Annotated in this window: 13 protein-coding genes and 1 pseudogene; 2 read left to right on the forward strand and 12 right to left on the reverse strand. The window is 71.0% G+C overall.

Features of this window, described 5'->3' with window-relative positions; all coding sequences use genetic code 11:
* Positions 1-372: 372 nt before the first annotated feature.
* Entirely contained in the window at positions 373-2034 is a 1662-nt protein-coding gene (locus WMF19_RS28140; protein ID WP_437893184.1) for a hypothetical protein, read from the forward strand.
* Positions 2035-2101: 67 nt separating this feature from the next.
* On the opposite strand, the pseudogene WMF19_RS28145 reads toward WMF19_RS28140, so the two are convergent.
* From WMF19_RS28145 to WMF19_RS28155, 3 genes and pseudogenes are all read right to left on the reverse strand, one after another.
* Positions 2102-2326 (reverse strand): annotated as a pseudogene (locus WMF19_RS28145) (hypothetical protein); the annotation flags it as partial.
* Entirely contained in the window at positions 2287-3342 is a 1056-nt protein-coding gene (locus tag WMF19_RS28150) for an S-adenosylmethionine:tRNA ribosyltransferase-isomerase (RefSeq protein ID WP_437893185.1), read from the reverse strand. The pseudogene WMF19_RS28145 and the gene WMF19_RS28150, both read right to left, overlap by 40 nt.
* A complete protein-coding gene (locus tag WMF19_RS28155; RefSeq protein ID WP_437893186.1) occupies positions 3339-4151 on the reverse strand; it encodes an SDR family NAD(P)-dependent oxidoreductase in 813 nt (270 codons plus the stop codon). The genes WMF19_RS28150 and WMF19_RS28155 overlap by 4 nt, the downstream gene beginning before the upstream one ends.
* 90 nt (positions 4152-4241) lie before the next feature.
* On the opposite strand from WMF19_RS28155, the gene WMF19_RS28160 reads away from it, so the two are divergent.
* The gene (locus WMF19_RS28160; RefSeq protein ID WP_437893187.1) at positions 4242-4802 is read left to right on the forward strand and encodes a helix-turn-helix domain-containing protein; all 561 of its coding nucleotides are present in this window, start codon (positions 4242-4244) and stop codon (positions 4800-4802) included.
* Positions 4803-4931: 129 nt separating this feature from the next.
* Here WMF19_RS28160 and WMF19_RS28165 read toward each other — a convergent pair whose 3' ends face one another.
* From WMF19_RS28165 to tagF, 9 genes are all read right to left on the reverse strand, one after another.
* The gene (locus WMF19_RS28165) at positions 4932-7109 is read right to left on the reverse strand and encodes a family 1 glycosylhydrolase (protein ID WP_437893188.1); all 2178 of its coding nucleotides are present in this window, start codon (positions 7107-7109) and stop codon (positions 4932-4934) included.
* A 92-nt stretch (positions 7110-7201) separates the two neighbouring features.
* Entirely contained in the window at positions 7202-9130 is a 1929-nt protein-coding gene (locus WMF19_RS28170; protein ID WP_437893189.1) for a glycoside hydrolase family 2 protein, read from the reverse strand.
* A gap of 8 nt (positions 9131-9138) precedes the next feature.
* The gene (gene glf / locus WMF19_RS28175; RefSeq protein ID WP_437893190.1) at positions 9139-10263 is read right to left on the reverse strand and encodes a UDP-galactopyranose mutase; all 1125 of its coding nucleotides are present in this window, start codon (positions 10261-10263) and stop codon (positions 9139-9141) included.
* The gene (locus WMF19_RS28180) at positions 10248-11402 is read right to left on the reverse strand and encodes a glycosyltransferase family 1 protein (protein WP_437893191.1); all 1155 of its coding nucleotides are present in this window, start codon (positions 11400-11402) and stop codon (positions 10248-10250) included. The genes glf and WMF19_RS28180 overlap by 16 nt, the downstream gene beginning before the upstream one ends.
* A gap of 704 nt (positions 11403-12106) precedes the next feature.
* The gene (locus WMF19_RS28185; protein WP_437893192.1) at positions 12107-12697 is read right to left on the reverse strand and encodes a TIGR00730 family Rossman fold protein; all 591 of its coding nucleotides are present in this window, start codon (positions 12695-12697) and stop codon (positions 12107-12109) included.
* A 153-nt stretch (positions 12698-12850) separates the two neighbouring features.
* Positions 12851-14335, reverse strand: a complete 1485-nt coding sequence (gene tssC / locus WMF19_RS28190; protein ID WP_437322987.1) for a type VI secretion system contractile sheath large subunit — start codon at positions 14333-14335, stop codon at positions 12851-12853.
* Between the two features lie 3 nt (positions 14336-14338).
* Positions 14339-14830, reverse strand: a complete 492-nt coding sequence (gene tssB / locus WMF19_RS28195; RefSeq protein WP_012237614.1) for a type VI secretion system contractile sheath small subunit — start codon at positions 14828-14830, stop codon at positions 14339-14341.
* Between the two features lie 142 nt (positions 14831-14972).
* Positions 14973-16649 (reverse strand): type VI secretion system protein TssA, encoded by a 1677-nt coding sequence (gene tssA, locus WMF19_RS28200; RefSeq protein ID WP_437893193.1) that lies wholly within the window; start codon positions 16647-16649, stop codon positions 14973-14975.
* A gap of 142 nt (positions 16650-16791) precedes the next feature.
* A complete protein-coding gene (tagF, locus tag WMF19_RS28205; protein WP_437893194.1) occupies positions 16792-17766 on the reverse strand; it encodes a type VI secretion system-associated protein TagF in 975 nt (324 codons plus the stop codon).
* Positions 17767-18277: the final 511 nt, after the last annotated feature.

Raw genomic sequence — 18277 nt, forward strand, 5'->3', positions numbered from 1 at the left:
GGTAAATGTTTATTTACTCATGAACGGGCGGCGGTCAAGGGCGCGATCTGGCGGCGTCCCCCTCGTGCGGCGAAAGAGGGCGCCCGGCGCGGGCCCCCCATCTCGGGCGTCGGCGGTCGGGCCCGCGTTGGATCCATGCCCGCGAGCGGCTGGGTCATCGTCTGCTGTGGCCCGATGTGGGGCAGCCGGCCGCCCTCCGAACGCGCACACCCGACGCGGAACTCGGCGCCGCGGACGACGCGCGATCGAGCCGCGAGCGGTGCCGGACCTCACCGATTCGACTCATCGGCGAAAACCGGCGATTCCTTATGCCTTTTGCTGTAGGCTCGCCGCCAGGTCAGGTCTGACCCCCTGGCCAATGTGCTTGTTGGCATGAACCAGAAAACGACTTTCCTCCCTGCATTGGTGCTCGCGGCGGGCGCGCTCACGGTGAACGTGACCGGCTGCGAGCTTATCGTCGCGGTCGATCGCAGCCGGATCCCCGACACGGGCGGCGCCGGCGGCGACGGCGGGACCGGTGGCTCCGGCGGCGGCACGACGACGAGCAGCAGCGCCAGCTCGTCATCAGGCACCGGCGGCTCGGATGGCACCGGCGGCTCGGGCGGCACCGGCGGCTCGGATGGCACCGGAGGCTCGGGCGGCACCGGCGGCTCGGATGGCACCGGCGGCTCGGATGGCACCGGCGGCTCGGGCGGCACCGGCGGCTCAATGGCGTGCGCCGGCGGCGCAATGCCGTGCGACACGATCGCCGACTGCCCGGCCCCGACCACGGAGTGTGTGAAGGCCACGTGCGAAGCGCGGTGCTGCGGCACGACCAACGTGCCCGACGGCACCGCCACGATGGCGGGCCAGACGGCGGGTGACTGCAAGCAGCAGGTCTGCGACGGCGACGGCGGCACGACGTCGATCCGCGACGACACCGACAAGCCGGCCGACGACGAATGCAACGTCGGCACGTGCGCGGGCGGCTCTCCGGGCAGCTCACCGAAGAACGCCGGTACGAGCTGTACTACCGGCGGCAAGGTCTGCGACGGCAGCGGCGCCTGCGTCGGCTGCCTCGCAGCCACCCACTGCACCGCGCCCCAGATCTGCGATCCGGGGGGCACGCACACGTGCGTCAACGTGTCGTGCACCGACGGCCTGCTGAACGGCGGCGAGACCGACGTCGACTGCGGGGGCATCGACGACGGCTCCGGCTGCGCGCCCTGCGCCGACGACCTGGAGTGCACGCTCGGTTCGGACTGCGCGAGCGGCTACTGCAACACGGCCGGCAAGTGCGCGACGCCCGGCTGCATGGACACCGACCGGAACGGCAACGAGACCGACGTCGACTGCGGCGGCGACTCCTTCCAGGGCGCTCCGGCCTGCGACAAGTGCGGTGTCGGGAAGAAGTGCGGCGTCGCGGACGACTGCACCACGGGCTTCTGCAGCGGCGGCACCTGCGAGGCCAAGCCGGACGGCGCGCCCTGCGGGACCAACGCCGAGTGCTCCAACGCGCGCTGCGTCGACTCCGTCTGCTGCGACACGGCGTGCACCGGCGCCTGCCAGGCGTGCTCCGCGGCCAAGAAGCTCCGCGGCGTCGACGGCGCCTGCGGCACCATCGCGGCCGGCGGCGATCCGGACGACGAGTGCCCGGACACGGGCGCGGCGTCGTGCGGGACCAACGGGTCCTGCGACGGTGCGGGCGCCTGCCAGCGCTACGCAGCGGGCACGTTGGTGCCGTCGTCCGGGCAGACATCGGGCGATTGCGAGCAGCGCGTGTGCAACGGCGACGGCGGCACCACGACGGACGAAGACGTCACGGACGTCCCGGTGTCATGGACCGTCTGCTTGATGGACGCCGCGTGCACGGGCACGCCGGCCATGCCGAGCTTCACGACGGCGCCGGCGGGCACCGACTGCACCGCCGACGGCCTGCCCGGCAAGACGGTGTGCGGCGGCGGGCTCGCGGCTGGCACGTGCGTCGAGTGCAACGACGACTCGACCTGCACCTCGCCCGCCACGTGCAACACGACGACGAACGCCTGCGAGTGATCGCGACAGCGTGGAGCGCGCCCGGGGCGACCTGGGCGCCTTCTTCGTCTTGTCGGCGTGCTCGGGTTCAGCAGATCTCGGGGCGAGAACGATCGCAAAGACGGGTCGGCCGGCGCGAGCCGACTCCATACGATGCGCGCGACAGGCGCGCTTCGACTTCCCGCTCCACGTAGGACCACTCCTCCGTCTCGCGCAACCTGCCCACGAGCTCGTCGAAGGCGCCTGCGTCGCCCTCGGCGAACTCGAACCAGGTCAGGAAGTCGAACGGATCGCTGAGAGCCCGGCGGTGGAACTGAGGACAAGATAGGAGTCGCCGAACTCGTGACAGAGATACCCTGCCTGCTCCGCGTGGGCGTTCGCGCGGTGGAGCAGCGAGGCCGGCGCGAAGGCCTCGAGGAGCCGGAAGTGGCTCTCTGTCGGATCGTGCACGCCGGTCAGGAGCCCGTCGACCACCCTCGGCCGGAAGCCGTGGTGAAGGATCAGATCGGTGATCCCCGGCCCGGCCCGCAGCTCACCCCCGTGCTGGGCGGCGCAGCCCTCGAGCGCGCGCGTCACCGTCGTGCCGACCGCGATGACGCGGCGCCCGCGCGCCTTGGCCTCACGCACCGCGACCACCGTCTCTTCCGGGATGTCGAAGCGCTCCGGCAGCGGGAGCAGCGCGTCGAGCGCCGGATCGCCGGTCGACGAGATCCCTGCGGCATGGGTGAGCGAGGCGATCCGGACGCCGCGGCGGATCAGCTCGAGCAAGAGCCCCCAGACGAGCGGCCGCCCGGCCGACGGGAGCTCGGCGCAGAGAGGCCGGCTCGCATAACGCGTCTGCGCATGCCAGATCTCGAGCGGGCCCGCGACGTACGCATACTGGATCGGGCGCCCCCTCCGGTAGAGCGCCGACCAGAGCGCGGCGCCCCGCTCCCGAAAGGCGATCTCCACGAGGCGCGACGCGGTCCTCCGCTCGATCACGGCCGACAGATCGTCTCCGAACGTCACCGCGTCCCCCGCGTCGAGGGCGGGCGGCGCCGGGCGATCCTCGGTGCGCGTGTGCCAGTCGCCGGCGCCGAACAGCAGGGCCGAATAGCGCCCCTCGGACAGCTCGCCGATGAGGCGGACCTCCACCTCCTCACCGCGCTCGGTCGCCCCGTGGAGCGAGGCCGGCAGCGTGGCGCCGTCGTTGACGACCAGGAGATCGCCCGGCTCGAGGAGCGCGGGCAGATCCGCGATGCGCGCGTCGCGCAGGCGCCCCTCTCGCGGGTCCACGTGGAGGAGCCGCTCCTCCAGCGGGCTCTCGCGGGGCCACGTGGCGGGGCTCATGGCGCCTCCGGGAGCCGCGCGGCCTCGACGCGCGCGCCGCTCGGCACCTCGCCGGCGCGGCCGACGAGCCCGACGATGCGCCTCGCCACGTCCGCAGGATCGGCCAGCGTGCTCGGGTCGGCGTCGGGGATGGCCTCGGCGTGCATCCGCGTGTTCATCTCGCCCGGGTCCACCGCGTAGAACGCGATGCCCGTGCCCTCGAGCTCGGCGGCCCAGGTGCGGCTCAGGTGATCGAGCGCCGCCTTCGAGGCGCCGTAGGCGCCCCACCGCGGATAGGCGTTCACCGACGCATCCGAGCTGATGTGGACGACGACCCCCCGCCGCCGCAGCGCCATCGCGCCGGCGATCACCTTCGTCAGGCGGAACGGGCCGACCACGTTGACCTCGAGCACGCGCCCGAGATCCTCGCACTCGGTGTCGAGCAGGATCGGCAGCGGCGTCTTGCCGAGCGTGCTCGCGTTGTGGATGAGCAGGTCGATCGGCCCGACCAGCGCCGCCGCCGCGCCGGCGATCGCGTGCGTCTGGCCCTTGTCCCCGATGTCCGCCGCGAGCGCGTGCGCCTCCCCGCCCTGCGCGGCGATCTCGGCCGCGACGGCCTCGAGCGCCGCGCGCTCGCGCGCCACCAGGACCACCTTCGCGCCCTGCCGCGCGAGCTCCCGGGCGAGCGCGGCGCCGAGCCCGCGGCTCGCCCCGGTGACCAGCGCCGCCCGCGGCGCGAACCGCTCGCCCCGCGCGGCGCGGGGGAGCGACGGACGGGAGCTCGCTCCGGCCTGGATCAGCGCCTCGCTTCCGGTCGATTCGTCGTTCATGGTGCCTTCCTCCTCGACACCAGCCTAATCCGCGCCGGTCCTCTTGTTGGAGCGCTCTCCAATCTCTTGGAAGAGTGCTAATCTCCGGTCATGGAGCAGGACACGGAGCTCTCGGGGCGGCTCGCGAAGAACATCAAGCAGCTGCGCGAGGCGCGCGGGCTGACGCAGCAGCAGCTGGCCAAGCTCGCCGGCGTGCCCCGGGCGACCTGGGCGCACCTCGAGTCCGGCGCGGCGAACCCGACGCTCGGCGTGCTGCACAGGGCCGCCGCCGCGCTCCAGGTCTCCATCGAGGAGATGCTCTCCGCGCCCCGCGCCACGTGCCAGCTCTACGCGCGCGACACGCTCCCCACGCGCTCTCCCGGGCAGGCGTTCGTCCGCAAGCTCCTGCCGGACCCGATCCCGGGCATGGAGATGGATCGCATCGAGATCCCCCCGGGCGGGCGGATGACGGGCGTCCCGCACACCCCGGGCACCCGCGAGTACCTGACGTGCGAGTCGGGGGGGCTGCTGCTCGTGGTCGGGGGCGAGCGGTTCACGCTCGGCGCGGGCGATGTCGCCGTGTTCCGCGGCGATCAGCGCCACTCGTACAACAACCCCGGCAAGCAGCCGGCGGTCGGCTACTCGGTCGTGGTCCTCGCGCGCGTGCTCTGACGAGGGCGCTCGACGTCGGCGCTTCTTCGCCTGGAGAGCGCCGCGCACGCGAGCAGCGCGTACGCCGCCCCTCCGCCGCCCCTCTGCCGCCCCTCTGCCGCCCCTCCGATTGCGCCTCGCGGGCCAGCGCTATCCGGCCGCCAGCATCGGTCCCGCCCGGTGCCGGGCATAGTGCTCGATGGCCTCGGGCAGGGACGGCAATGCGGCGCGGCGGCGGCTGTGGAGCCCTCCCTGGCGAGGCAGGTTGGCCCGGAGCCCGAGGGTGCGCGCGGGGCAGGCGTGCACCGCGCGCGACGGCAGGCCGAGCGCGTCGCACATCATCCTCGCCCAGGAGGCGAAGCTCAGGACCCCGTCGTTCGCCACGTGCCATACGCCCTCGGCCTGGTCGATCGCGAGATCCAGGCACGCGTGCGCCAGGTGCGGCAGGTAGGTGGGCGACACGAAGAGATCGTCCGCCGCGCGGAAGAGCTCTCCGCGCTGCACGATCGACAGCGCGAGCGCGGCGAAGCTGCGCGCCTCGAGCGGCCCGAACAGGCTGCCCGTGCGGACGACCAGCGCGCCCGGCAGCGCGTCGAGCGCGCCCCTCTCCCCCAGCGCCTGCGCCTCGCCGTACGCGTTGATGGGCGCGACCGGGTCATCCTCGATGTACGGCTCGGGCTTGCTCCCGTCGAACACGAAGGCCGACGAGAACATCAGCAGCCGCGCGCCGCGGCGCCGGCACGCCTCCGCCAGCAGGGTCGGCCCGACCACGTTGGCGCGGCGGCACGCCTCGATCTCGTCCTCGGCCTCGTGCACGCGCGTGTAGCCCGCCGCGTTGATCACGAGCCACGGGCCGACCTCCACGAGCGCGCGATCCACGGCCGACGCGTCGGCGATGTCGAGGTCGCCGCGCGCCATGGCCCGGACATGGATGCCGCGCTCCTCGCACGCGCGCGTCAGCGCCGCGCCGCGCGCCCCGCCCGCGCCCGTGATCAGGATCGGGCGCTCGCGCGGCCTGCAGATGCCCCGCGCGGCGGAGCGCGGCGCCCCGTAGAGCAGCCGCTCGTCGCGGCCCCACCAGCCCGGAGCCCCGGCGAGCGGGTGCTCGGTCCGGCCGGTGGACGCGAGCTCCTTGGCGACCACCGCGAGCGCCGTGGGGCGCGGCGCGTGCCCCCGCACATCGAAGGCCCCCGGCTCGTAATGGCCGCGCGCCTGGGTGACCAGGCTGTCCCAGTCGTACGCCCCGAAGGCCGACCACAGCGTCACCGCCCGCACGTCGGCGCCCTCCGCGCGGGCCGCGTGCGCGCCCTCCCAGGCCTCGATCAGCCAGCGGATCTGCTCCTCCGGCGTGCCCCCGAGGTGGACCTCGGTGATCGCGATAGGTTTCATGTACCGCTGCCACGCCTCGCGCAGCAGGTCGCGGTGCCCGAAGATCCCCTCCTCCACGCGCACCGCCTCCACGTCGGCGTACGCGTCGCGCCCGTTGCCGCCGTGCGTCCAGGAGGGGTAGAGCTCGAGGCGGTGATCGAGGAACCGATCGCTCGTCACGTAATAGTTGACGCCGATCACGTCCGGCGGGCACGGCTCCGCCGCGAGCTGCGCGAGCTCCTCCTCGGTCACGCCCCAGTCGCGGAGGCGCTGGTAGAGCGGGTGCGCGGCGCCCACGCGGCCGCACAGGAGATCGAGGCTCAGCCAGCGCCTGTGGTTCTCCAGCGCGGCCTGGTAGGCGAGCCTGGGGGTGCTGGCGATCGTGCAGAAGTCCTCCGTCTGCACGAGCCGCGCGTCCGGGCGCGCGCGCCGGATCGCGCGCATCGCGGCCGCGGTGGCGCGCGTCTCCACGAGCAGCGCGCGCAGGAACGAGGCCGAGTCCCGGCGGTGCGGGTACCAGTGTCCGTAGAGCGCGCTGAAGCGCGCGGTCGTGAGCGGCTCGTTGACCGGCGTGAAATCGCGCACCCACGGGTAGCGCTCCGCCACCGCGCCGGCGAACTCCGCGAGGCCGCTCGCGAAGCTGTCCTCCATCAGGCTCGTCCACGGCGGCCCGCTGCCGTGGTGCACGAGCCCGACGATCACGTCGACGCCGAGCTCCCTCAGCCGGTGGAGCCGCTGGTCTGCCCAGGTAAAATCGGCGCTCCGCAGGCCGCTCGGCGCCGTGCGCTCCCAGAGGACCGGATACCGGACGGCCCGCATGCCGAGCCCCGCGAGCAGGTCGAGGTCGGCGATGCGCTCGTGGTGGCCCGTGCGCTCCAGCTGGTCGAAGTACCGGTCGCCGACGCGGTTGTTCGTGCACTCGACGCCGCCCCAGAGCGCGATCCCGGCGCCGTCTCTCATGAGGCGAGCCCCCCCGCCAGCACCGTCGCCCGTCGGTCCGGCGCGCGCCCGTGGGCCTCCACGACGGCCCGCCCCACCCTGCCCGCGCGCCTTCATCGCGGCGCGCCCATGTCCGCGAACCCGGGCATGTCCGCCAGCGCCGGCATGTCCGCCAGCCCCCCGTCGATCGACGCCGAGGGCGCCTCGTTCTGGCCGAGGAGCGAGATCCCCTGCGTCGCCGCCGCGATGCTGTGCAGCGGGAACTTCGGCGTGCGGTCGGCGTAGAGGAGGCCATTCGCCTCCTGGTACGTGTCGGCGAACTGCGTGTAACAGAAGCCGGCCAGGAGCTCGAGGGAGTTGATCACCTTCATGAGCGCCGTGTAGCGCTCGGCGAGCTCCTCCGGGGTCCTGCACGCCGAGTACCCCCACGTGCCGCTCTCTCCGCTCACGGGCGCGACAGCGATCCCGCCGAACTCCGACAGCACGATCGCTGTCTCGTGGCTGACGGACGGATCGAGCACGAGGGCGCGGCCCCCGGGCCTCTCCCGCTTCAGCAGCCTGGGCACCACGTCGTGCGCGAAGTAGCGGCCAGCGATGCGCTCGGGCGACGGATCGTAGTCGTGGATCCCGATGATGTCGGTCGCCACGCTCTCCCACCCGTCGTTGCCGATGACCGGCCTCGTGTAGTCCATCGATCTCGTCAGGTGATAGAGCGCCTGCACGTAGTGCCTCTCGTTCGCGTTGTCGGGCAGGTTCGGGACGCCCCACGACTCGTTGATCGGCACCCACGCGACGATGCACGGGTGGCTGAGATCCCGCCGGATCGCCTCCAGCCACTGCCGCGCGAGCCGCTCGATCGACCTGCGCGTGTGGCGGTAGGCGCTCGGCATCTCCTCCCAGACGAGCAGGCCGAGCTTGTCGGCCCAGTACAGGTACCGCGGATCCTCGATCTTCTGGTGCTTCCTTGCGCCGTTGAAGCCCATCTGCTTCGTGAGCTCGACGTCGCGGCGCAGCGCCTCGTCGTCGGGGGCGGTCATCCCGGTCCCGTCCCAGTAGCCCTGGTCGAGCACCATCCGGAGCAGGTACGCCCGCCCGTTCAGGAGGAAGCGGTCGCCGCGGACGGCCACCGAGCGCAGCGCCGTGTAGCTCTTCACGCGGTCGATCACCATGCCGGCCTGATTGTAGAGGACGATGTCGGCGTCGATCAGCGTCGGGCGCTCGGGGCACCACAGGAGCTCGTTGCGGAAGTCGTCGATGCCCGGATCGGAGAGCGTGATGCGCCGGTGAACCTCCCCGGCAACGACCGTGTACTGATCGTTCGCGATCGTCATGTCGCCGATCCGCAGCCGCACCCCGACGCGCGCGCCCTCCACCGGCGCGTTGGCCACGTGGACCTCGACCGCGATCTCCCAGCGCTCGAGGTTCGGGGTCCACCTGAGGTAATCGACGTGCATGCGCGGCACACGCTCGAGCCACACCGTCTGCCAGATCCCCGTCGTCCGCGGGTACCAGATGGAGTGAGGCTCGAGCTTCCAGTCCTGCTTGCCGCGAGGCTTCGCGAGCTCGTTCGGATCGTCGTACGCCTGCACCACGATCGTGACGCCCTCGCGCCCCTTGGCGTGCGCGGTGATGTCGATCTCGAACGGCGTATAACCGCCCTCGTGGTCGCCGGCGAAGCTGTCGTCGATCCACACCCTGGCCAGGTAGTCCACGGCGCCGAAGTGCAGGATGAGCCGCTCGGACGCGTCCAGCTCCGGCACCTTGACCCGCCGTCGATACCAGCAAGCCTTGAAGAAGCCGGCGTTGCCGATCCCGCTCCGCGGCGTCTCCGGGGCGAACGGCACCTCGATCGTCCGGTCGAAGCGCGCGTCGGCCGGGGAGGACCACTCCGCCCGGGGGTCGAGGGCGAACTCCCACGGCCCGTTCAGCGAGGTCCAGTCTTCTCTCCGGAGCAGAGGGCGCGGGTAACCTTGGCCGCCGCCGTCGGCCGTCGGCGGCACCGAACCTGGAATACCGATCTGTGCGAGGTGCTGTCGAGACATGGGTCTGTTCAGGCAGCGACGGTCACCGCCGCGCCGTCGAGCGTGGCTTCGCGGATCTGGTCGAAGGTGGCGAGCGCCTGACCGACGACCTGGTCCATGTTGTAGTACCGGTAGGTCGCGAGCCTCCCGACGAAGCGGACGTTCGGCGTGGCCTCGGCGAGGGCCTTGTACTTCCGGTACAGCTCCCCGTTCTCGGGCCGCGGCACCGGGTAATAGGGGTCGCCCTCGCCTCTCGGGAACTCGTACACGACGCTCGTCTTCGGGTGCTCTTGCCCCGTGAGGTACTTGAACTCCGTGATGCGGGTGTAATCGTGCTCATTCGGGTAGTTGATGACCGCGTTCGGCTGGAAGACCTCCCTGTCGTGCGTATCGAACCTGAATTCGATTGATCGGTAGGGAAGCTTCCCGTAGCGGAAGTCGAAGAACGCGTCCACAGGCCCGGTATAGATCATCTCCCTGAAGCTCACCTCGTTCATGAACTCGCGATAATCGGTGTTCAGGAGCACGCGGATATTCTTGTGGTCGAGCATGTTCTCAAACATCCGCGTATAGCCGCGCAGCGGCATCGCCTGGAACTCGTCCGTGAAGTACCGGGAATCGTGGTTCGTGCGCGCCGGCACGCGCGAGGCGACCGCGGCGTCGAGCTCCGACGGGTCGAGGCCCCACTGCTTCCGCGTGTAGTTGCGAAAGAACTTCTCATAGAGCTCCCGGCCCACCTTGCTGACGACCGCGTCCTCGGAGGTGCGGCAGTGCTTGATCGGCTCGGCGACGCGCGCGAAGAACGCCTCGACCTCGGCGGGCGAGTAGCTGGTTCCGTAGAGGGCGTTGACCGTATCCACGTTGATCGGGAACGGGACGAGCTTGCCGTCGACGTGCGCGAGCACGTGGTGCTCGTACGGGCGCCAGGCGGTGAACTGCGACAGGTAGCGGAAGATGCGCGGCGACGCCGTGTGGAAGATGTGGGGACCGTACTTGTGGATGAGGATCCCGGCGTCGTCGTAGCAGTCGTACGCGTTGCCGCCGATGTGAGGCCGCTTGTCGCACAGGAGGACCGACCGGTTCATCTGCGAGGCGAGGCGCTCCGCGAGCACGCTGCCGGCAAACCCGGCGCCGACGATCAGGTAGTCGAACACGGTACGTCCCCTCCCGTCCGGGCGGCCGATGGACGCTTGGATTGGAGTGTGTCGGCGACGAGCGTCGACATCGAGCGCCATGTCCTGTCCCATGACGTCGCGCTCACCATCTCGTCCGCGATCGCGACGTGCTCCTCCCGGGGCCCAGCGAGCGCCGCCTCGACCGCGGCCGCGAAGGTGGAGGCGTCGGCGATGTGGACCGCCCTCTTGTCGCCGTACGGCGTGACCACGTCACGGATGGCGGTGGAGACGACCGGCTTCCCCGCGGCGAGGTACTCGAGCGTCTTCGTCGGGCTGATGAACCGGGTCGCCTCGTTGAGCGCGAACGGCATGATGGCGACGTCCCAGCCGCGGAGATAGGCCGGGAGATCCTGATAGGGTCTCTGGCCGAGCCAGTGGATGTTCGGCCGCCGGGGCAGCGTGGCGGGGTCGATCTTCACGACCGGCCCGAGCATCACGAGCTGGAAGTCGGGCCGCTCCTTGGCCACGCGGGCGACGAGATCCATGTCGAGCCGCTCGTCGATGACGCCGAAGAACCCGAGGCGCGGCCTCGGGACGCCGCGCTGGTCGTCCGGCTCCGAGGCCTGCCCGCGCGCCTTCGCGAAGTGGGCCGCGTCGACGCTGCTCGGGAAGGCGTACACCGACGGGTGGTGGGCGCGCTTCGCCTCGTAGAGGCTCTGGCCGCCGGTGAACACGAGATCGGCGCGCGCGAACAGCTCGCGCTCCCGATCCCGGAGCAGCGGCGGGGCGCCCCGGAAGGCGGAAAGTTCATCCATGCAGTCGTAAACGACGAGCGATGGCTCCACGTCGGCGGCGATCGGCAGCGACATCGGCGTGTACAACCACAGGATCGGCTGCCGGATATCCTGCTCCCGCACGAGGGAGTTGAGCAGGTGTCGCTGCTGCGCGAGGGCCTCCTCCGGCTCGGCGCGGCGGCGGAGGTGGGGGACGATGACGGTGAGATTGGCCTCGACGTGCCTCGCGTCGAGCCTCGGGGGCCCGTCCTCGAACATAGGCTCTTCGACGAAATAGACCCGCCTCTCCTGCGCGAAGCGACTCATCAAGTGGTTGGGTCGCTGGAAGACGAAGTTCCAGCGCAGGTGCGAGAAACAGAGGAGATCCGGCCCGGCCTGCTTCATCTTGTCTCCGATTTCTGTAATTGGGATCGTACCGCGCCAGGTCTTAGCAAGTTACGCGCCGGCGACGGGATGGAGCCATCGACCGTCACGTCGCGCGTCACGTCGCGACCGGGCGAGGTCACGGCCTTGAAAACTGCGCCAATCCGCTACATGACCCGCGCGGCGCGCTGAACAGCGAGGTGCTCTCGCCGGCGTTGTGCTCGGTGAGCGCGATACGGATGAACTTGTCACGGATGAGCAAAACGCGCCGCGTCCAGGCGTTTCCTGCTGGAGCCTCGCAAAAGCCGCAACTGGGCTGCACCCTGATAGGCGCCTCAGGAGGCGAGGACGGTTGTGGATGCAGGATGCTTGCCGGGGCTCTCTCCGGCAGGGCGCTGTCCGCGCGTTCCGTGTCCGCGCGTCGGCGCACGGGGCGAGAGAAGAGGGCTCGAGTCGACGGAATGCACATCGCTCCTGGTCCCCGCGGCGCCGCCGAGGCTGCGCGCCTGCCGAGCTTCAGCGGCCGGCGCACGGGCCAACGGCGGCAGAGATCGCTCCTGCTGACGCCGTGCGCTCGCAGCGAGAGCGACCGTCGGAGCAGGGCCGCTCGTGGCCCGACGGGCGCCGCAGCGGCGGTCATGGCGCGCTCCTTGCTGCTTACTCTCCGACAGGGCGCCGCCAGTCAGGGCGGGCAGGAGGGTTCAGCCGGACATCGAGCGACGGGCTTACCGTTCGCCGGGCGTCATCCACTTGGCCTCGGCGCTCGGGCGCCACGCGGCCAGCAGCTCCAGGAGGGCCGGCGCATCGTCGGCGACCTGCAGCACGGCGCGATGAGCCGGCTTCATGAACTGCTCGGCCACCACGTGATCGAGAAACGCGATCAGCGGGCGGTAATACCCCGCCACGTCGAGCAGCCCGACCGGCTTGTCCTGAGAGCCGAGCTGCGTCCAAGTCCACACCTCGAACAGCTCTTCCAGCGTCCCGACGCCCCCCGGCAGGGCGATGAACGCGTCCGCGAGGGCGGCCATCTCCGCCTTGCGCTGGTGCATCGTCTCGACCACGCGGAGCTCGGTCAGCCCGCGGTGCTCGATCTCCCGCTGGTTGAGGAACCCCGGGATGACGCCGATCACCTCACCGCCGCGCGCGAGCGCCGCGTCGGCGACCGCGCCCATGAGCCCGACGCGGCCGCCCCCGTACACGAGCCCGATCCCTCTCGCCGCCAGGAGCTCACCGAGCCGCACGGCCACCTCGCGGTAGGCCGGCGATACGCCGGGGTTCGACCCGCAGTAAACGCAGATCCTGGAGAGCGTTCTCATGGGCGCGAGCCTACGCCGGCAGGCGAGCTCGTCCAAGCGGGGATCGGTGGGCCGGCGCGCCGTGGGAGGTAACACTCCCTCCGGCGGCGCGCCCTCGCGCCCCCGCGCCGCGGCCTGGCACTGCCGCGTGGCGGCGGTGCCGTGGCCGGCGGCTCACTCCTTGTCGAGCTTGCCGACGAGGCTCAGCGTGAAGAACGCGCCCATGTACTTGAAGTGCGGGCGCACCTGCATGTCGACCTTGTACCAGCCGGCGTTCCCCGGCACCTCGGTCACGATGATCTTCGCCTTGCGGAGCGGCCTGCGCCCGCGCGTCGCCGCGGAGACGACGTCCTGATCGGCGACGTACTGACCGATCCAGTCGTTGAGCTCCTTCTCGAGATCGGCGCGCTCCTTCCACGTACCGATCTGCTCGCGCTGCAGCACCTTCAGGTAGTGCGCGATGCGGCACATGATGAACATGTACGGCAGCTGCGTGCCGAGCCGGTAGTTCATCTCGGCCGCCCTGCCCTCGTCGCTCTGCCCGAAGAACTTCGCCTTCTGGGCGGAGTTGGCCGAGAAGAAGCAGGCGTTGTCCGAGTCCTTGCGGAACGTGAGCCCGATGAAGCCCTCCTCGGAGAGCTCGAACTCGCGCCGCTCGGTGAGCATGATCTCGGTCGGCACCTTCGTCTGGATCTCGCCCATCGCCTCGTACTGGTGGAGCGGCAGGTTCTCCACGGAGCCGCCCGCCTGGGGGCCGATGATGTTCGGACACCAGCGGTACTTGGCGAAGCTGTCGGCGAGCCGGGTGGCGAAGGCGTACGTCGCGTTGCCCCAGCAGTACGCGTCGTGCTGGCCGACCACGTCCTCCTCGTAGTTGAACGCCTTCACCGGGACGGTGTTGGCGCCGAAGGGCAGGCGGAGCAGGAAGCGCGGCATCACGAGCCCGACGTAGCGCGCGTCCTCGGTCTCGCGGAACGCGTTCCACTTCGTGTACTGCGGCCCCTCGAAGAGCGCCTTGAGGTCCTTCAGGTTGGGCAGCCCCTGGAAGTCCTTCAGGCCGAAGAACTGCGGTCCGGCCGCCGCGATGAAGGGCGCGTGCGACATCGTCGCGACCGCGGCGCACTTCTGCAGGAGCGCGATGTCCTGGGGGCCCGGGCCGAAATCGTAGTTCGCGATGATCGCGCCGACCGGCTTGCCGCCGAACTGCCCGAACTCGGCCGAGTAGACGATCTTGTAAAGGCCGCTCTTCGGCACCTCGGGGGCGTCCTCGAAATCGGCGAGGAGGTCCTCCTTGGAGCAGTTGAGCATCTCGACCTTGACGTTCTCGCGGAAGTCACACCGGTCGATGACGAACTTGAGGCCGCGCCACGCGGACTCGAGCTTCTGGAAGCTCGGGTTGTGGAGGATCTCGTCGATCTGCCGCGACAGCTTGACGTCGATCTCCGCGATCAGCGCGTCGACGAAGGCCTTGTCGACCTTCTCCCCCTCGCGCCGCGGGGCGACGAGCTCCGAGATGAAGGCCTGCACGCCCCGCTTGGCGATCTCGTACCCCTCGTCGCCGGGCGTCATCTTCGTCTCGGCGAGGATCTCGTCGAGCAGCGACCCGCCCTCGAGGGTCTGGACGCCCGCGCTCCCCGCGGCCTGTGTCTCCGTCGCCATCGCTTACTCCCCTTCCTTGTCGAGCCCGAGCTCGCTCACGATCTTGTTGCGCTGAGCCGGGTCGCTCAGGATCTGCTGAATCTTGTTGCGGAACGCCTTCTCGTTTCCGAGCGGGCCCTTGAGGGCCGTCAGCGCGGCGCGCAGGTCGAGCAGCTTCTTGAGCTCCGGCACCTGGTTCGCGATCGCCTCGGGCTCCATGTCGCTCAGCCGGCGGAACTTGAGGTTGACCGTGAGCTCGCTGTTCTCCTGCTCGGACAGGACGTCCTTCACGTTGAAGGTGAGCGCGAGCTTCTGCTCGCTCATGACCTTCTGGAAGTTGTCCTTGTCCACGTTGATGGGCTTGCGGTCCTCGAGGGGCCGCGGATCCGGCCGCTGCGTGTAGTCGCCGAGCATCAGGAGCTTCAGCGGCAGCTCGACGTCCTCCTTCGCGTTCCCGGTGGCCGGCTTGTACGTGATGTTCACGCGCTCTTTCGGCGCGACCGATCCCTCTTTCATCGCAGGCTCCTTTCCCCGTCAGCAGCGGGCGGAGCGCCCGCAGGCCGAACGAGCATAGAACAAAACCCCCGCCCCTCGGGCAAGCTTCTCCGCGCGACGCGCGTACGCCCTCCCCCGTTCCTCGCACCCCCGCGCATCCCGCTCACTCCCCCAGCGACAGCTTCAAGGCGAGCGCCGCGTCGAGCTGGCAGACGCGCTCGAAGCAGAGCACTTCCTTCGCCTTGGCCTCGGGCGTGGCCTCGTACCCCTGGTTCAGGACCCGGTAGCACGTGTAGAGCGCGGCGTAGAGCTCCGCGCAGAGATCCGGCTGCCAGGTGGTGAGTCGGTGGTGGTCGACGAGGTGCTCCAGCGCCTCGAGCTGCGCCCGCGCCACGAGGAATTGGGACAGCTCGATGTTGATCTGGGCCATCGCGAGCCTCACGCGGAAGCGGTCCAGCGCCGACGGAGCCGCGGCCGCGGCCTTCTCGAGGAGCGCCATCGCGTCGATGGGCTGCTGGTTCGCGACGAGCCCTCGGGCCTCGGAGAGCGGCTTGTCGAGGTAGCTCCGCGGCCTCGCCGGGGCTGCCGCGCCGCTCGCACCCGAGCCGCCGAGCGCGGCCGCGACCTCGGACGAGAGCCAGGCCTGCGTCTCGCCGTCCGCGAACGGCGTACCGTCGCTGAACTTGAGGGTCGGCAGGAGCGGCGCGCGGAGCAGCAGGGTGCCCACCTCGACGAGCACCGCCCGCTTGGCGTCGGCGTAGTCGTCGCCGAGCTGCTCGAGCGCGTTCGCGACGTACCGGTGCGGATCGAGCCAGAGAGGGTAGCTCTGCGCGTACTCGTCGGCGACCTGCAGCAGATCGGCGAACGCCCCCTGGCTCGTGAGCGCCGGCAGCGTCTGCAGCACGTGCTCGGGCGGCGGCGGGATCGCCGTGCTGCCCGTCGGAGACGACGCGCCCGGATCGTCGAGGAGGTCGACCCAGAGCCCGACCCGCAGGATGCGGTACGCGGACGCCCGCTTCGGATCCGCCGCCCGGAGCGCGTCGCCCGCGCGCGCCATCAGGGGCGAGCACTTGCCGAGGGCGGCGAGCGCCGAGTCCTCGTCGACGATCGCCTCGAGGCTGAGCGCCGGATCGCCCGCGGCAGCCACGGCCACGGGCGCGGGCGGCGGCGCGGCGGCCGCCGGCGTGACCGCCCGCTGTGCCTCGACCTTCGGCGGCTCGACCCGCGGAGGAGGAGGCGGCGGCGGAGGCGGAGGCGGCGGCGGCGGCGCCTCCGCGGGCAGGCTCGCGACGAGGCTGCGGATCGCGTTCCGCAGCGGGCCGAGCCCTCCGTAGGCGTCGCCGAGCTTGTCGGCGAGGTCGACGTCCACGGCGCGGCTCACCTGGTCGATGGCGTTCACAACGTCGCGGTCCGCGGCGGAGACGGTGATGCCGGAGAGCGTCCCTGCCGCGAGGTCTCCGAACCAGGAGCACAGGTTGCCGCGCGCCTTGGGCCGCTTGATCGCGGGATACATGGTGTCCCAGAACGCGTTGTTCAGCTCTTGCACGAGCACGAGCCCGTCGAGCAGGCCGGGCAGCTTGTCGACCTGCGACTTCGCCGCCGCGTAGTAGAGCGCGACGCGGAAGTCCTTGGACTTCTCGCTCAGGAGCTCATCGGCGACGCTCGCGATGCGCCCCCAGTCGACCTTGCCGCCCGCGAGCGACTGCAGCTTGTCGACCTCGTTCTTGAGGCCCTCGAACGCCTCGTCGTAGGTGACGTCGGCGCCGACGCCGCCGTTGATGGGCGCGAACAGCGCCTCGATCCGCTCTTTGGATTGTTGGACGGCGTCTTCAGCGGCCATGGGGCGCGCAGGATATCAAGGTGTCCTGGGTGTGGACGGCGAATCAGACGACGATTGCATGGCGACTCCGGCGGTGAGCCGGACGGCGCACCGGAGCGGCCGCGCGCGGGGTGGAGCGGGTGCCTTCGGCTCGGCCATCGGCTCAGCCGAGGGCTTCCAGGAAGCTGTCGAGCGACAGGTCGGTCCGGGCGACGAGCGCGTCGAGCTCCGGCCCGAGCGCATGTCGGGAAACGTGCTCCTCGACCCGTGGAGGTCCGCAGAGATCGGCGATGTGTTCGGCCTGGGTGGTCGGCGCGATCATCTCGCGGAACGAGCCCACGTGGGGGGGACCGAGGTGGAGCAGCAGGGTGCGCTGGGGTGTCCAGAACGCGTTCATCAGCGTGCGTCCCCATTTCGACAGGCGGCGGGTCATGTCCATCCACACGGCGGCGGCGTAGGCGTCTCCTGCGCCGAGCGGCAGCCTGAGGGCGAGCCCTGTCCTAGGGAGCTCCTGACCGCGGAATGGGATCACCGAGTCGAGGATGTTCTGCAGCACCCAGAAGCGGCTCGCGTCGGTGCCGAAGCCGGCGTCCCAGAGCGCCTTCATCGGCTGGGTCTTCAGCCATGCGCGGTAGGCGGCGTGCGCCGCGTCGGGGTCGTCGAGCGACGGCGGCGCGATCTGGGAGACGCGGTGGAGGAAGGCGTCGACGGGCAGGGTCCTGCCGTTCGCCGCGGCGTCGTGGGCTGCGGCGAGGAGGGGGAAGAGGGTGATGGGGAGCGACGGCCCGGCGGAGACGAGTTGATCGTAATCGTAGGACCCGAACACCACCATCGGGTAGAGCCGCCCGGCGTTATCGCCGCTGGCGGCCCAGGCGCCCACGAGCCCGCGGGTGGGCGGCTCGTCGCCTTTCGGTTCGCCGTGGAAGACGAAGAGGCCCAGGGCGGTCTGGTAGTGCGCGTCGAAATGGGCGCCCATGGCGCGCCGGGCGAAATCGATGGACGCGCCCAGCCAGCGGTCGAAGGCCGCGAGCTCTTCTCCGCCTGCGTTCAGCCGGATGAAATCGCCCGTGGCGGGCAGCTTGCCGAAGCAGCCGATCTGCGGCGGAGCGGCAGGGCCCTTCTTGCGGCGCCAGAACATGACTGCTGGGAGTGAACCACGAACCGCTCACCGAGCGCTACCACCTTCCCGGTTGCGGCGGGAGCGTGCGGGGAGGGGGCCGGGCGCGCGGGGGCGGCGGGGGGCCCTCCCGCGAACTCGCGCCTTTTGGTGGCCATTGCCACATGCGCGGATGAGCCGAGATCATTCGCGTCCCGCTCCGGCGCGGGCCGGCGCTCGGGTTCGCGGGGCCCTCCCCCGCCGCCCCCACGCGCCCGGCCCCCTCCCCGCACGCTCCGTTCCAGTCCGCGCGACCCGTCACCCCGACAAGGATCCGCGCTGCCTCCCCCTTTTCACAAAGAGCCAGCGGGGGAGGGGGTGTCGTGCGGGGGGCCGGCGGGGTAGGGCCCCGCGAACCCGAGCGCCGGCCCGCACCGGAGCGCCTCGCGCCCGGTCTCGGCTCCCCCGTTCTCACGGCAACGGCTTCCCAAAAGGCGCGAGTTCGCGGGAGGGGCCCCCGCCGGCCCCCCGCACGACACCCCCTCCCCCGCTG

The sequence above is a fragment of the Sorangium sp. So ce124 genome (genome assembly GCF_051525235.1).
GTDB lineage: Bacteria > Myxococcota_A > Polyangia > Polyangiales > Polyangiaceae > Sorangium > Sorangium atrum.

Bases quoted from the DNA above. Each gene is read 5' to 3' on its own strand.
- WMF19_RS28140 (WP_437893184.1), top strand. From the start codon at position 373: ATGAACCAGAAAACGACTTTCCTCCCTGCATTGGTGCTCGCGGCGGGC.
- WMF19_RS28150 (WP_437893185.1), bottom strand. From the start codon at position 3,342: ATGAGCCCCGCCACGTGGCCCCGCGAGAGCCCGCTGGAGGAGCGGCTC.
- WMF19_RS28155 (WP_437893186.1), bottom strand. From the start codon at position 4,151: ATGAACGACGAATCGACCGGAAGCGAGGCGCTGATCCAGGCCGGAGCG.
- WMF19_RS28160 (WP_437893187.1), top strand. From the start codon at position 4,242: ATGGAGCAGGACACGGAGCTCTCGGGGCGGCTCGCGAAGAACATCAAG.
- WMF19_RS28165 (WP_437893188.1), bottom strand. From the start codon at position 7,109: ATGAGAGACGGCGCCGGGATCGCGCTCTGGGGCGGCGTCGAGTGCACG.
- WMF19_RS28170 (WP_437893189.1), bottom strand. From the start codon at position 9,130: ATGTCTCGACAGCACCTCGCACAGATCGGTATTCCAGGTTCGGTGCCG.
- WMF19_RS28180 (WP_437893191.1), bottom strand. From the start codon at position 11,402: ATGAAGCAGGCCGGGCCGGATCTCCTCTGTTTCTCGCACCTGCGCTGG.
- WMF19_RS28185 (WP_437893192.1), bottom strand. From the start codon at position 12,697: ATGAGAACGCTCTCCAGGATCTGCGTTTACTGCGGGTCGAACCCCGGC.
- tssC (WP_437322987.1), bottom strand. From the start codon at position 14,335: ATGGCGACGGAGACACAGGCCGCGGGGAGCGCGGGCGTCCAGACCCTC.
- tssB (WP_012237614.1), bottom strand. From the start codon at position 14,830: ATGAAAGAGGGATCGGTCGCGCCGAAAGAGCGCGTGAACATCACGTAC.
- tssA (WP_437893193.1), bottom strand. From the start codon at position 16,649: ATGGCCGCTGAAGACGCCGTCCAACAATCCAAAGAGCGGATCGAGGCG.
- tagF (WP_437893194.1), bottom strand. From the start codon at position 17,766: ATGTTCTGGCGCCGCAAGAAGGGCCCTGCCGCTCCGCCGCAGATCGGC.